A 13064-nucleotide genomic window follows, 5' to 3' on the forward strand; every position below is an offset into this window, starting at 1 on the left:
TCCAGGGTGACGCGCATGCCGCCGGAGCCGTTGGAGGCCAGCTCGGAGGTGGCACAGGACAGACCGGCCGCGCCGAGGTCCTGGATGCCGACGACCAGCTTCTCCCGGAACGCCTCCAGGGTGCACTCGATGAGCAGCTTCTCCTGGAAGGGGTCGCCGACCTGGACGGCCGGGCGCTTCGACGGCTTGGCGTCGTCGAAGGTCTCGGAGGCCAGGATCGACGCGCCGCCGATGCCGTCGCCGCCGGTCCGGGCGCCGTAGAGGATGACCTTGTTGCCCGCGCCGGAGGCCTTGGCGAGGTGGATGTCCTCGTGCCGCATCACGCCGATGGCACCGGCGTTGACCAGCGGGTTGCCCTGGTAGCAGGCGTCGAAGACGACCTCGCCGCCGATGTTGGGCAGGCCCAGACAGTTGCCGTAGCCGCCGATGCCGGCGACCACGCCCGGCAGGACCCGCTTGGTGTCCGGGTGGTCCGCCGCGCCGAAGCGCAGCGGGTCGACCACGGCCACCGGGCGGGCGCCCATCGCGATGATGTCGCGGACGATGCCGCCGACCCCCGTGGCCGCGCCCTGGTAGGGCTCGACGTAGGACGGGTGGTTGTGCGACTCGACCTTGAAGGTGACCGCGTAGCCCTGGCCGACGTCGACCACACCGGCGTTCTCGCCGATGCCGACGAGCAGGGCGTCCGACTGGGGCGCCTTCTCGCCGAACTGGCGCAGGTGCACCTTGGAGGACTTGTACGAGCAGTGCTCGGACCACATCACCGAGTACATGGCGAGTTCGGCGCCGGTGGGCCGGCGGCCGAGGATCTCGACCACGCGCTCGTACTCGTCCTTCTTCAGGCCCAGTTCGGCCCAGGGCAGCTCGACGTCGGGGGTCGCGGCCGCGTGCTCGACCGTGTCCAGAGGCGTCCGGCTCATGCGTTGACCAGCTTCTTGAGGATCGAGGTGAAGAACGGGAGCCCGTCGGTACGGCCCGTACCGATCAGCGGCTCGACGGCGTGCTCGGGGTGCGGCATGAGGCCGACGACGTTGCCCGCCTCGTTGGTGATGCCGGCGATGTCGTTGAGCGAGCCGTTCGGGTTGAAGTCCAGGTACCGGAAGGCGACGCGGCCCTCCGCCTCCAGCTTGTCGAGCGTGTACGCGTCGGCGACGTACCGGCCGTCCATGTTCTTCAGCGGGATGTGGATCTCCTGGCCCGCGCGGTAGTCACCGGTCCAGGAGGTCTCCGCGTTCTCCACCCGCAGCTTCTGATCGCGGCAGATGAAGTGGAGGTGGTCGTTGCCGAGCATGGCGCCCGGGAGGAGGTGGGCCTCGGTGAGGATCTGGAAGCCGTTGCAGATGCCGAGGACCGGCAGCCCGGCCTTCGCCTGCTCGACGAGCGGCTCCATCACCGGCGAGAAGCGGGCGATGGCGCCGGCCCGCAGGTAGTCGCCGTAGGAGAAACCGCCGCACAGCACGACGGCGTCGACCTGCTTGAGGTCCTTGTCCTTGTGCCAGAGGGCGACCGGTTCCGCCCCGGCGATACGGATCGCGCGCCGGGTGTCCTGGTCGTCCAGGCTGCCCGGGAAAGTGACGACGCCAATACGAGCGGTCACTTCGCCGCCTCCGCGACTTCGTCGACCCGGACGGTGAAGTCCTCGATCACGGTGTTGGCGAGGAAGGATTCCGCAAGATCGCGGATCCGGGCGAGCGCGGCCTCGTCGACCGGCCCGTCCACTTCCAGTTCGAAACGCTTTCCCTGACGGACGTCCGAGATCCCTTCGAATCCCAGGCGGGGCAGCGCACGCTGGACCGCCTGGCCCTGGGGGTCGAGGATCTCCGGCTTGAGCATGACGTCGACTACGACGCGTGCCACTGGCACTCCCGGTGTGTGGTGCTGAGCAGGTCCCTTCAGACTACCCGCACAAAATTTCTACGCGAGTAGAGTTGGAGGAAAGTACGTGAGGCGCATCACGATCGGGTGTCGGAGCCGCCCGCCCGCGAAAACTTCTGGGAAAGTTCCACAGTCCGTCCGCGGCACCTATTGCGCCCGGACACGCGGACGGATTTAGTCGGGCTTCACTTTGCATTGCCGGGCACTGTACAAATGAATTGGCAATAGCCGATACTCGGCATGTCGGCGGCCTTGTGCTGTAACGACATGCCGCACGAAGGGACCGATATTCGTGGCGCAAAAGGTCGTGGTCACTCTCTTTGACGACATCGACGGCTCGGAAGCGGCGGAGACGATCGCCTTCGGACTCGACGGCAAGTCGTACGAGATCGACCTGAACGAAACGAACGCCGAGAAACTGCGCAAGGCGCTCGAGCCCTACGTCGAGGCCGGCCGCAAGCGGTCGCGGTCCGGCAAGGCGTACAAGCAGACGGAGGTCGCCCCCGACCCGGCGGCCGTCCGCGCCTGGGCCCAGGCCAACAAGATGGACGTGCCCGCCCGCGGACGCATCCCGAAGAAGGTCTACGAGGCGTTCAGCGCCGCGCAGTGAGCCCGCGAAGGGGCGAGTCCCCAGGGCCCGTCAGAGGGCCCTGGGGGCCGTGCACTTGGGGCATACCGGGTCAGCGGGAGAGCCGACTTGCGCTACCCCCCCGCTGATCAGCTAATGTCTGGGACACGCCGAGGGGCGAGGCCGGAAGGCCGGATCCCGAGGACCGTGCGGGTGTAGTTCAGTAGCAGAACATCCCCCTTCCAGGGGGAAGGCGCAGTGTGCAATTCCTGTCACCCGCTCCGCACCGCCGACATGACCACCGTTGTGGATCAGGTAGGCTGGTGTTCGCACCGATCGGTGGGAGCCGATCGGGAGCAGTGCGGACGTAGCTCAGTTGGTAGAGCGCAACCTTGCCAAGGTTGAGGTCGCGAGTTCGAGCCTCGTCGTCCGCTCGGGATGAGACCCCGGTCCACTGGACCGGGGTCTTCTTCGTTGTCCGGCCGGGCCGGATGCACCTGACATTTGTCATGGGGCGCGATGACATCGCGCACTGCCGGCCGGGCCGCGCCGCCGGGACGCTGGATGCCATGGACACCCACGGACACGAGAACGTGATCGAGGTCACCGACCTCAGACGGGTCTACGGGGGCGGGTTCGAGGCCGTACGCGGAATCACCTTCTCCGTGGCGCGCGGAGAGATCTTCGCCCTCCTGGGCACCAACGGCGCCGGCAAGACCTCCACGGTCGAGCTGCTGGAAGGGCTCGCGGCACCGGCCGGCGGCCGGGTCCGGGTGCTCGGGCACGATCCCCACCGCGAGCGGGCCGCCGTACGGCCCCGCACCGGCGTGATGCTCCAGGAGGGCGGCTTCCCCGCCGAGCTGACCGTCGCGGAGACGGCCCGGCTCTGGGCCGGCTGTACCAGCGGCGCCCGGCCGGAAGCGGAGGTGCTGCACCTGGTGGGGCTCACCAGCAGGGCCGGGGTACGGGTCAAGCAGCTGTCCGGCGGGGAGCGCAGACGCCTGGACCTGGCACTGGCGCTGCTCGGCGATCCCGAGGTGCTGTTCCTCGACGAGCCGACGACCGGGCTGGACGCGGAGGGCCGCCGGGACACCTGGGCGCTGGTGCGCCGGCTGCGCGCCGCGGGCACCACCGTGCTGCTCACCACGCACTACCTGGAGGAGGCCGAGGAACTCGCCGACCGGCTCGCCATCCTGCGCGAGGGCCGCATCGCCGCCTGCGGGACCCCGGCCGAGGTCACCGCCGGCCGCCCCGCCCGGATGTCCTTCGAACTCCCCGACGGCTACTTCCCCGGCGATCTGCCGCCCCTGGCCGGCCTCGGCGTCTGCGGGCACGAGAGCGACGGCCGGGTGGTCCGGCTGCGCACCCGTGACCTGCAGCGGACCGCCACCGCCGTGCTCACCTGGGCCGAACGGTCCGGCGTCGAACTGCGCGCCCTGGACCTGCGGTCGGCCTCGCTGGAGGAGGCCTTCCTCGGCATCGCCCGGAACGAGGAGGTGGCGGCATGAGCACCCTCGCCCCGCGCACCGTCACGCCCGCGCTGCGGCGCCTGCGGGCGCTGGCCCGGGCCGAACTGACCCTGCTCGGCCGTAACCGCGGGATCGTGTTCACCGCGCTCGTCGTCCCGCTCGGGCTGCCGTTCAGCGTGCGCCCGGCCCTCGACCAGCTGGACCTGGAGAAGCGGGGCATCAGCGTCGGCGCGGCCATGTTCACGGCCGCCGTCGGCTTCGCCTTCCTGTTCGCCGTCTACTCCGCGCTCGTCAACGCCTACGTCGCCCGCCGCGAGGAACTCGTCCTCAAGCGGCTGCGCACCGGCGAACTCACCGACACCGAGATCCTCGCCGGCACCGCTCTGCCCGCCGTCACGCTCGGCCTCGCCCAGGCCCTGGTACTGGGCGTCGGATGCGCGGTGCTGCTGCACGCGGGGGCGCCCCGGGCGCCGTACCTGACCCTGCTGGGGCTGGTGGCCGGGCTGGTGCTGAGCGCCGCGCTCGCCGCGCTCACCGCGTCCGTCACCCGGACCGTGGACAGCGGCCAGGTCACCGGGCTGCCGCTGGTGTTCGTGTCCATGATGGGCTCGGGGATCATGTTCCCCACCGAGATCATGCCGGAGAAGCTCGCCTCCGTGTGCGCACTGCTCCCGCTGTCCCCCGCGATCCGGCTGGTCCGGGCCGGCTGGACCGGCGGGCTGAGCCCCGCCGAGGCGTTCGGCGCCCTCGCGACCGCCCTGGCCTGGACCGTCGTGGCGGTGTTTGCTGTACGACGGTGGTTCCGCTGGGAACCGAGGCGCTGAGGAGCGGGGGCGCGCGTGGTGGGGCGGATACGGCGGTGGCAGCAGCGGCACTGGCGGGAGCGCAGCAAAGCGGAGCGGGTCGAGCTGTACACGGTCGTCACCTGGTACGCCACGACCTGGTTCGTCTCCCTCGGCTGGCTGCTGCTCCCCCTGCTCGGCGGGCTCGGCCACCGGCCCGTGGCCCTCGTCCTCGGGACCCTGCTCGCCCTGGTGGCGGCCCTGCAGTGCGCGGTCTCCAACCGGCTGACCCGGCCCGCGCTCGACCACTACCTGGGGCGCGCCCGGCTGCCGGCCGGAGCGCACCGCGTCCCGGCCGTCCTGCTGGGGCTGGCGCTGGCCCTGGCCGTGGCCCTCGCCGCACTGGACGCCGCCGACCCGGTGACGGTCCGGCTGGCGATCGGCGCCGTCCTGCTGCCGTTCGGCGTGCTCTACGGACTCACCGTCCCGCTACGGGCGTTGCTGCGCGGTGCGGCACTGCTCGCGGTGCTGCTCATGGGCGCCCTCTGGCTCGCCGACCACGACGGTGCCGGGATCCTCGCGACCGGTGCGACGGTCGCCTTCCAGACGGTGTTCTCGCTGCTCGCCTGCCGTTGCGGCGCCTGGACCCTGGCCGTGCTGTGGGAGGCCGAACGCGCCCGCGAGATCGAGGCCCGGCTCGCCGTTGCCGAGGAGCGGCTGCGGTTCGGGCGCGATCTGCACGACGTACTGGGGCGGAACCTGTCGGTGATCTCCCTGAAGAGCGAGCTGGCGGTGCAACTGGCCCGGCGGGGGCGGCCGGAGGCCGTGGAACAGATGATCGAGGTGCAGCGCGTCGCGCAGGAGTCCCAGCGCGAGGTGCGCGAGGTCGTACGCGGTTACCGGGAGGCCGACCTGCGGATCGAACTGGCCGGTGCGCAGGGTGTGTTGACGGCCGCCGGGATCGACTGCGAGGTGCGGGCCGAGACCGCCGGACTGCCCGCCGAGGTGCAGTCGGCGCTCGGCTGGGTGGTGCGCGAGGCGACGACCAACGTGCTGCGGCACGGGGACGCAGGCCGGTGCGAGGTGGAACTCGCGGTGCGTGAGGGGCATGTGGTGCTGACGGTGGAGAACGACGGGGTCGCGGCAGCCGGCGGAGGCGGCGGCTCCGGGCTCGCCGGGCTGCGGGAACGGCTCGCCGCGGTGGACGGAACCCTGGAGGCGGGGGTGGTGGGCACCGGCCGGGACCGGTTCCGGCTGGTGGCGGACGTCCCGCTGAGGACTGTGAGAGGAGTCACCTCGTGAACGCTCCGGTACGGCTGTTGCTCGCCGACGACGAGCATCTGATCCGGGGCGCGCTGGCGGCGCTGCTGTCCCTGGAGGACGACATGCGGGTCGTCGCGGAGGCGGCGAGCGGACCCGAGGCGCTGACCATGGCCCGGGCGCACACACCCGACGTGGCCGTGCTCGACCTGCAGATGCCCGGCGCCGACGGTGTGAGGGTCGCCACATCCCTGCGCGCCGAACTGCCCGGCTGTCAGGTGCTGATCGTCACCGGGCACGGCAGGCCCGGGCACCTGAAAAGGGCGCTCGCGGCCGGTGTGCGCGGGTTCGTCCCGAAGACCGTCAGTGCGCGGCGGCTCGCCGAGATCATCCGGACCGTGCACGCCGGAGGCCGTTACGTCGACCCGGAGTTGGCCGCCGACGCGATCTCCGCCGGGGACTCGCCGCTGACCGCGCGGGAGACCGAGGTGCTGGAGCTGGCCGCCGACGGGGCGCCGGTCGCGGAGATCGCCGAGCGGGCCGCGCTGTCACCGGGGACCGTGCGGAACTACCTCTCCGCGGCCGTCTCGAAGCTCGGGGTGGAGAACCGTCATGCGGCAGTGCGTCTCGCACGTGCGCGGGGTTGGGTATAGTTGCTCTCGCGCAACGGCGCACTGCGGACGTAGCTCAGTTGGTAGAGCGCAACCTTGCCAAGGTTGAGGTCGCGAGTTCGAGCCTCGTCGTCCGCTCGGGATGAGACCCCGGTCCACTGGACCGGGGTCTTCTTCGTGCCCCGGGGCCGGACAGGCCCTGGGACCTCAGGCCCTAGGACCAGCTGGTGCCCGTCAGGTGCTCGTACGCCTCGACGTACTTCTGCCGGGTCGCCGCCACGACCTCCTCCGGCAGCGCCGGCGGGGGCTGCTCGCTCTTGCGGTCCCAGCCCGACGCGGGCGAGGTCAGCCAGTCGCGCACGTACTGCTTGTCGTACGACGGCTGGGCGCGGCCCGGCTGCCACCGGTCGGCCGGCCAGAAGCGGGAGGAGTCCGGGGTGAGGACCTCGTCGGCGAGGACGAGGGTGTCGCCGTCGAAGCCGAACTCGAACTTGGTGTCCGCCAGGATGATCCCCCGCTCCCGGGCGATGTCCCGGGCGCGGGAGTACACCGCGAGCGTGGCCTGGCGCAGCTGGGCGGCGGTCTCGGCGCCGACCTGGCGGGCCACCTCCTCGTAGGAGACGTTCTCGTCGTGCTCGCCGACCTCGGCCTTGGTGGCCGGGGTGAAGATCGGGGCCGGGAGTTCGGAACCGTCGACGAGGCCTTCGGGGAGGGCGAGGCCGCACACCGTACGGGACGCGTTGTACTCCAGCAGACCGGAACCGGTGAGGTAGCCGCGGGCCACGCACTCCACCGGGACCATCTTCAGCGACTTGCAGACCAGGGTGCGGCCCGCCCAGTCGGCCGGGGCGCCCTCGGGCAGCTCGGTGCTGATGACGTGGTTCTCGGCGAGGTCGCGCAGTTGGTCGAACCACCACAGGGAGAGCTGGGTGAGCACGCGGCCCTTGTCCGGGATCTCCGTGGGCAGCACCCAGTCGTAGGCGGACATGCGGTCGCTGGCCACCATCACGAGGTCGCCCGCCTCGTTCCGGTACAGCTCGCGCACCTTTCCGGTGTGCAGGTGCACCAGGCCCGGAACCTCGATCGGCTCGGGCTTTTCTACGAATCCGGACACGGTACCTCCCCGTGGTTCTGACCAAGTGCCTCGATTCTCCCGTACGGGGGCGGGAGGGCGCGTCTGGGGGTCAGTCGCGTTTGCAGATGCGGTCCAGCAGGTTCGCCGTGGCCCGCTGGACGCGGGCGTCCACATGACCGGGACGGTCCAGGGCCGGTGACCAGGCGAAGGTGCCGGAGGCGAACACCCAGGCGCCCGACGGCGCCCGGTACAGCGATGTCTCCTGGTGGCGCAGGACGCCGTCGTTGTCGGTGTACGGCGAGTGGGCGAGCAGGATGCGCTCGTCGTGCTCGGGCAGCGGGGTGCGCGGGAAGTAGCGGTCCGCCTCGCCGGCGACCAGTCCCGGGATCTCGTCGCCCTCCTGCGCTCCGCTCGCCTCCCACAGCCAGTGGCCGCCGTTGCGGACGATCAGCGGGTGCGGTTCGGGCACCCGGCCCGCGTACTGGATGCCGACCAGCTGCTGCTCGGGCCGGTCGATCTCCCGCCACAACACCGGCCGGCCCGGGCCCTTGCGCTTGCGGCAGGTCAGCAGCCGGTCCGGCACACCGGACGGGGACGGACCCAGCTCCACCTGCCAGTACATGGTGTTGGCGGAGAGGAAGACCAGCGAGGTGCCCCGGTCGCGGGCGTCCTCGACGGCCCGGCGCATCGGCACCGACCAGTACTCGTCGTGGCCGGGGAAGACCAGGCCCCGGTAGCGGGCGGGGTCGATCCGGCCGGCGTGCAGGTCGCGGGACTCGGCGTAGGCGATGTCGTAGCCGTAGCGCTCGGCCCAGCGGATGAAGTCGTAGGCGTGGCCGACGTGCAGGGGCAGGCCCGCGCCCGCGTAGGGGCGGTCGAAGGAGACCGTGGTGGCCGCGTCGGCCTCGCCGAGCAGCCGGCCCTCCTCGTCCCAGGCGTGGTAGAGGCTGGCGCCCGTGTGGCCGTCCTCCGGGTACAGGTTGTACGCCTGCCAGGTGATGTCCGGCAGCAGCAGGAGGAGGTCGGCGGGGTGGTCGTCGCGGACCGTGAAGGGCACGTGGGAGCGGTAGCCGTCGGCCGTGGTCAGGACGGCCACGTAGGCGCCGATGCTCCAGTAGGAGGGCACCTGGAGGCGCCAGGACAGCCACCAGTGGTGGCAGGAGACCGTGCGGTCGGCGGCCAGCGGCTGCGGCTGGACGATCCCGGAGAGCCGGGGGCTGGTGGTGATCTTGGCGGCGCCGTCACCGCCGTAGTGGCCGATGCGGTAGATGTCGACGCTGAACTCCTGCGGCGGGTCGACCGTGACGCGGAAGTCGATGGCCTCGCCCGGCGCGACCGCGCCGGTGGACGTGAAGCCCTTGATCTGGCGCTGCACGTCGTCGGCCGTGCGGGGTCCGGCACCGGCCGCGCGGGGCGCCGGGACGCGTGCCCGGTCGCCGCCGGTGAGCCGCTGCGGGCTGGGGTCGACGTACCAGGGCACGACGTGGCCGGTGTCGTCGAAGTACGTCTCACTGCCGCGCAGCCAGGGCAGCGGGCCCTGGCCGAAGGGGTCCGTGACGGCGTGCGCGAGTGCTCCGGACTCCCAGCGGCGGATGTGGTCCGAGGCCATGGTCGCTCCCCTCCCTCATGCCCCGTGCCTGTCTCGGTGGTGCTTGCTCACTGTCGTATGTCGCATGCCCTTGCCAACGGCGTGGTCGGTCCCAGCACATCACATAACGCACGGGGCCGGTCACTAGTCGTTGCGAATTGACCTGAAGTGGAAGTCGCTTTTCCGTTACGACGAGGTGCGCGGCCGGCTCGGTCGAGTCTCAGACGAGTCTCACGGGCTTCTCCGGGCGTATGCCGGACGCGGCCAGCCAGTCGCGCAGCGGGCCCGGATCCCCCTCTTCGATCAGACTGCGGACCCGGGGCGCCAGATCGGCGGCCCGCTCGCCGCCCAGCAGCAGGGACGGGCCGTCCAGCCAGTCCAGGGCGGGGGCCGCGCCGGCGGTGTCCACGGCCGCGCAGCACACCATCGCCGTGACGTGGTCGGCGAGCAGATCGCGTGCCGTGCGCTGGGGCTGCAGCGGGAAGGGCGGCAGGACGCAGTCGGGGTCGTCCCAGCGGGCGCTGTCAGGGGTCTGGCCGGCGACCGCCGTGCCCTCACGGGCCATCTCGGCGCTGAGCCCCTCGGCCAGGGCCGCGCTGCGCGCCGTCTGCGGTGTCTCCGGGTGCGCGTCCGGCCACAGGACGGGCTCCTCGTCCCCGGCCGCCCGGCGGGTGGGCCCGGGGACCGCCAAATGCTCCAGGACCCGGGCCAGGGTGGGGCCGCCGGGGGTGTGGGAGGGGCGGACGCCCAGGGTGTCCAGGACCCGGTGGAGACGCGCCGCGTCGGTGCGCCAGGTGCGGTCCACGACCTCCTCCGGATACGCCTGCCAGTCCACCGGCGCCCAGTCGGGTCCCGTCTCGGCCGGGCCGCCGTGGAAGAGCCGCGCGGCGAGCAGCGAGGCCGCCTCGTCCACCGTGCCGGGCTCCTCCAGCAGGTCGCAGGCCGGGCGCTCGCCGAGCCGGGAGGTGAAACCCTCGGCGAGCCGGTCGCGGCGGGACAGCTCGGTGAGCGCCGCGACCACGCCGGCGTCCAGCCGGGACGGCCAGCGGCCCATGCGCCAGGCGGGCAGCGCGACCCTGGTCAGCAGCCGGTCCCAGCCCGCGTAGGCGAGGCCGACCTGCTCCTGGGCGACGATCCGCAGCCCGTAGTCCACGGCCTGGGCGCGCTCGGCCGCCGCCGCGGCGACCCCGCGCTCCATCTGCGCCGCGTGCTCCCGGCAGGCGCGCAGCAGCAGCCGGGCCACCCAGCCCAGGGCCGCGCACAGCCCGCGGACCGGCGGACAGCGGCCCGGGGTCGCGGCGACGGCCACGGCCGCGTCCAGCCCGCGCACGAAACGGCGGGCGGCCGCTATGTCCGGGTGCGCCGAGGGTCCCGTACCCGCGATGACCGGGGCGAGGACCGCGCGCAGCTCGCCCACGCGCATCCACCACAGGAACGGGGAGCCGATGACGAGGACCGGCGCGACCGGGCTCCGGCGGCGGCCCGGGTCCGCTATCTCGTCGGGCGCCGGCCGCGGGGGCGGGCCGTGCGCCGAGTGGGCGCGGTCCTCCAGCCAGCTGTCGCAGTCGGGGGTGAGCGCTATGGCCGAGGGCGCCGGCACGTCCAGGCGGTCGGCGAGGTCGCGCACCATCCGGTACAGGTCGGGGGCGGAGTCCTCCGCGATCGGCACCGTCGGGCTCATCGCGGGACGGGCCCGGGCGACGACCGCGGCGACACCGGCCGCGGCCAGCAGCACCAGCAGCGCGAGCACGCCGACGACCCACCGGGCGGTGTCCCAGCCCGGGCCGACGAGGTGGCCGGTGGAGCCGCCGGTCAGCAGGATCACCGCGACACCCGCGGGCAGCAGGGCCACGGCCAGCGCCCGGCCCCGGACCCGCAGGACGGCGAGGGCCCGGGAACGCGCGGCTTGTGCGCCCGCCTCCACACCGATTCCGGTCACGTGCCGACCTCGCCCCCTCCCTGCCGATCGCGTGCTGCCCTGGTCTTGCTCACTCCCCCACTGTGGCACCCGCCACTGACATCGCAATGCCGGTGGGCCAAGTGCCGGAACGCTTGCGCGGCACCCTAGTTGGGGCCCCGGCCCCCGTCAGCCGTATGGGCGATTGCTCACTCGATGGAATGGCTTTGGTCAGAGCTGGGTGACAGACAGCAACGATCAGGCCCCGGATCACGGATCCGGGGCCTGGGCGTCGAACAGGCAGGTCAGACGGGTATGCCGGACGAGCGGGTCGGGTGAGCGGGTCGGGTGAGCGGGTCGAGCCGGTGCGGCTCAGGCCCCGGTCGCCCGCGCCGCCTTCGCCGCGATGTCGGTGCGGTGCTGGGAGCCGTCGAGCCGGATCCGGCCCACCGCCCGGTACGCCCGCTCGCGTGCCTCGGTCAGGTCCTTGCCGGTGGCCGTGACGGACAGCACGCGTCCGCCCGCGCTGACGACCGCGTCGCCCTCCTGCCGGGTGCCGGCGTGCAGCACGTACGCGTGCGGGGCGTCCTCGGCGGCCACCTCGTCCAGGCCGGTGATCGGGTCACCGGTGCGCGGGGTGCCCGGGTAGTTGTGCGAGGCGACGACGACGGTGACGGCCGCGTCCTCGCTCCAGCGCAGCGGCGGCAGGTCGGCGAGGCGGCCGGTGGCCGCGGCCAGCAGGACACCGGCCAGCGGGGTCTTCAGCCGGGCCAGCACCACCTGGGTCTCGGGGTCGCCGAAGCGGGCGTTGAACTCGATCACCCTGACCCCGCGCGAGGTGATCGCGAGGCCGGCGTAGAGCAGCCCGGAGAACGGCGTCCCCCGGCGGCGCAGCTCGTCCACCGTGGGCTGCAGCACGCTCTGCAGCACCTCTTCGACCAGCTTCGGGTCGGCCCACGGCAGCGGCGAGTACGCGCCCATGCCGCCGGTGTTCGGGCCCTCGTCGCCGTCCAGGGCACGCTTGAAGTCCTGGGCCGGCTGCAGCGGTACGACGGTCTCGCCGTCGGTGACGGCGAAGAGGGAGACCTCCGGGCCGTCGAGGAACTCCTCGACGACCACGCGCTCGCAGGCGGCGGCGTGCGCCTTGGCCGCCTCCAGGTCGTCGGTGACGACGACGCCCTTGCCGGCCGCCAGACCGTCGTCCTTGACGACGTAGGGGGCACCGAAGGCGTCGAGGGCCTCGGCGACCTCCTCGGCGGTGGTGCAGACGTAGGAGCGGGCGGTGGGCACACCGGCCGCCGCCATGACGTCCTTGGCGAAGGCCTTGGACCCCTCCAGCAGCGCGGCCTCCCCCGAGGGGCCGAACACCGGGATGCCCGCGGCGCGGACGGCGTCGGCGACGCCCGCCACCAGCGGGGCCTCCGGGCCGACGACGACGAGCCCGGCACCGAGACGGCCGGCCAGCGCGGCCACCGCGGCACCGTCGAGCGCGTCGACCTGGTGCAGCTCGGCCACCTCGGCGATGCCGGCGTTGCCGGGGGCGCAGTACAGCGCGGTGACGTCGGGGTCGAGGGACAGGGAGCGGCACAGGGCGTGTTCGCGGGCGCCGCTGCCGATGACGAGGACCTTCACGGGGTCAGCCTAATGGCAAGGTTGCCGAAGCCCGGGGCCCGGGCATCTCGGAGCTTCCTCCAAACCCCGCGCCGGGGCCGGCGGAGGGGGAGGCACGGGGCGGGGGGCTTCGGCGTCCAGGGCGGCGTCTTCGGGTCCGGCGCCGGGCCTGGTCACCGGGGGGGCGGGGCCTGGTCACCGGGGGGCGGGGCTTCGGCGTCCCGGGCGAGGCCTCGGGCTGCGGCGCGGGACCTCGGCGTTCCGGGGGCGGGAAGGGGCGCGGCCGGGCCGTGAGGTCTCAGCTCCGGGACGAGACCTCGGCGTCCGG

Annotated in this window: 12 protein-coding genes and 3 tRNA genes; 8 read left to right on the forward strand and 7 right to left on the reverse strand. The window is 72.8% G+C overall.

Features of this window, described 5'->3' with window-relative positions; genetic code table 11:
• The 3 genes from IE312_RS42920 to purS form a co-directional block, all read right to left on the reverse strand.
• Window positions 1-920 (reverse strand): AIR synthase related protein (locus IE312_RS42920; protein ID WP_229900715.1); only part of this gene is annotated, 920 nt, incomplete at its 3' end.
• Window positions 917-1597, reverse strand: coding sequence for a phosphoribosylformylglycinamidine synthase subunit PurQ (purQ, locus tag IE312_RS32810; RefSeq protein ID WP_189985881.1), 681 nt, complete (start codon window positions 1595-1597; stop codon window positions 917-919). The genes purQ and IE312_RS42920, both read right to left, overlap by 4 nt.
• The gene (gene purS, locus IE312_RS32815) at window positions 1594-1857 is read right to left on the reverse strand and encodes a phosphoribosylformylglycinamidine synthase subunit PurS (protein WP_014673609.1); all 264 of its coding nucleotides are present in this window, start codon (window positions 1855-1857) and stop codon (window positions 1594-1596) included. Before purS ends, purQ begins: the two co-directional genes overlap by 4 nt.
• A 310-nt stretch (window positions 1858-2167) precedes the next feature.
• On the opposite strand from purS, the gene IE312_RS32820 reads away from it, so the two are divergent.
• The 8 genes from IE312_RS32820 (at window position 2168) to IE312_RS32855 (ending at window position 6703) form a co-directional block, all read left to right on the forward strand.
• Window positions 2168-2485 (forward strand): histone-like nucleoid-structuring protein Lsr2, encoded by a 318-nt coding sequence (locus tag IE312_RS32820; RefSeq protein ID WP_189985882.1) that lies wholly within the window; start codon window positions 2168-2170, stop codon window positions 2483-2485.
• 167 nt (window positions 2486-2652) lie between these two features.
• A tRNA-Gly gene (locus IE312_RS32825) sits at window positions 2653-2724 on the forward strand.
• An 80-nt stretch (window positions 2725-2804) separates the two neighbouring features.
• Window positions 2805-2877 (forward strand) — tRNA-Gly (locus IE312_RS32830).
• A gap of 135 nt (window positions 2878-3012) precedes the next feature.
• A complete protein-coding gene (locus tag IE312_RS32835) occupies window positions 3013-3951 on the forward strand; it encodes an ABC transporter ATP-binding protein (protein ID WP_189985883.1) in 939 nt (312 codons plus the stop codon).
• Window positions 3948-4736, forward strand: a complete 789-nt coding sequence (locus IE312_RS32840) for an ABC transporter permease (protein ID WP_189985884.1) — start codon at window positions 3948-3950, stop codon at window positions 4734-4736. The genes IE312_RS32835 and IE312_RS32840 overlap by 4 nt, the downstream gene beginning before the upstream one ends.
• 15 nt (window positions 4737-4751) lie before the next feature.
• Entirely contained in the window at window positions 4752-5996 is a 1245-nt protein-coding gene (locus IE312_RS32845) for a sensor histidine kinase (protein WP_189985885.1), read from the forward strand.
• Window positions 5993-6607: a response regulator transcription factor gene (locus IE312_RS32850; protein ID WP_189985886.1), complete on the forward strand. Its 615-nt coding sequence runs from the start codon at window positions 5993-5995 to the stop codon at window positions 6605-6607. The genes IE312_RS32845 and IE312_RS32850 overlap by 4 nt, the downstream gene beginning before the upstream one ends.
• 23 nt (window positions 6608-6630) lie before the next feature.
• Window positions 6631-6703: transfer RNA gene (locus IE312_RS32855), tRNA-Gly, on the forward strand.
• A 76-nt stretch (window positions 6704-6779) separates the two neighbouring features.
• Here IE312_RS32855 and IE312_RS32860 read toward each other — a convergent pair.
• The 4 genes from IE312_RS32860 to purD form a co-directional block, all read right to left on the reverse strand.
• Window positions 6780-7679 (reverse strand): phosphoribosylaminoimidazolesuccinocarboxamide synthase, encoded by a 900-nt coding sequence (locus IE312_RS32860; RefSeq protein ID WP_189985887.1) that lies wholly within the window; start codon window positions 7677-7679, stop codon window positions 6780-6782.
• 70 nt (window positions 7680-7749) lie between these two features.
• On the reverse strand, window positions 7750-9249 hold the full coding sequence (locus IE312_RS32865; protein ID WP_189985888.1) for a N,N-dimethylformamidase beta subunit family domain-containing protein: 1500 nt from the start codon (window positions 9247-9249) through the stop codon (window positions 7750-7752).
• Between the two features lie 199 nt (window positions 9250-9448).
• Window positions 9449-11167, reverse strand: a complete 1719-nt coding sequence (locus tag IE312_RS32870; RefSeq protein ID WP_189985889.1) for a hypothetical protein — start codon at window positions 11165-11167, stop codon at window positions 9449-9451.
• Window positions 11168-11497: 330 nt separating this feature from the next.
• On the reverse strand, window positions 11498-12757 hold the full coding sequence (gene purD, locus IE312_RS32875; RefSeq protein WP_189985890.1) for a phosphoribosylamine--glycine ligase: 1260 nt from the start codon (window positions 12755-12757) through the stop codon (window positions 11498-11500).
• Window positions 12758-13064 lie beyond the last annotated feature (307 nt).

Origin of the sequence: Streptomyces capoamus, from assembly GCF_014654935.1 — a bacterium.
Lineage (GTDB): Bacteria > Actinomycetota > Actinomycetes > Streptomycetales > Streptomycetaceae > Streptomyces > Streptomyces capoamus.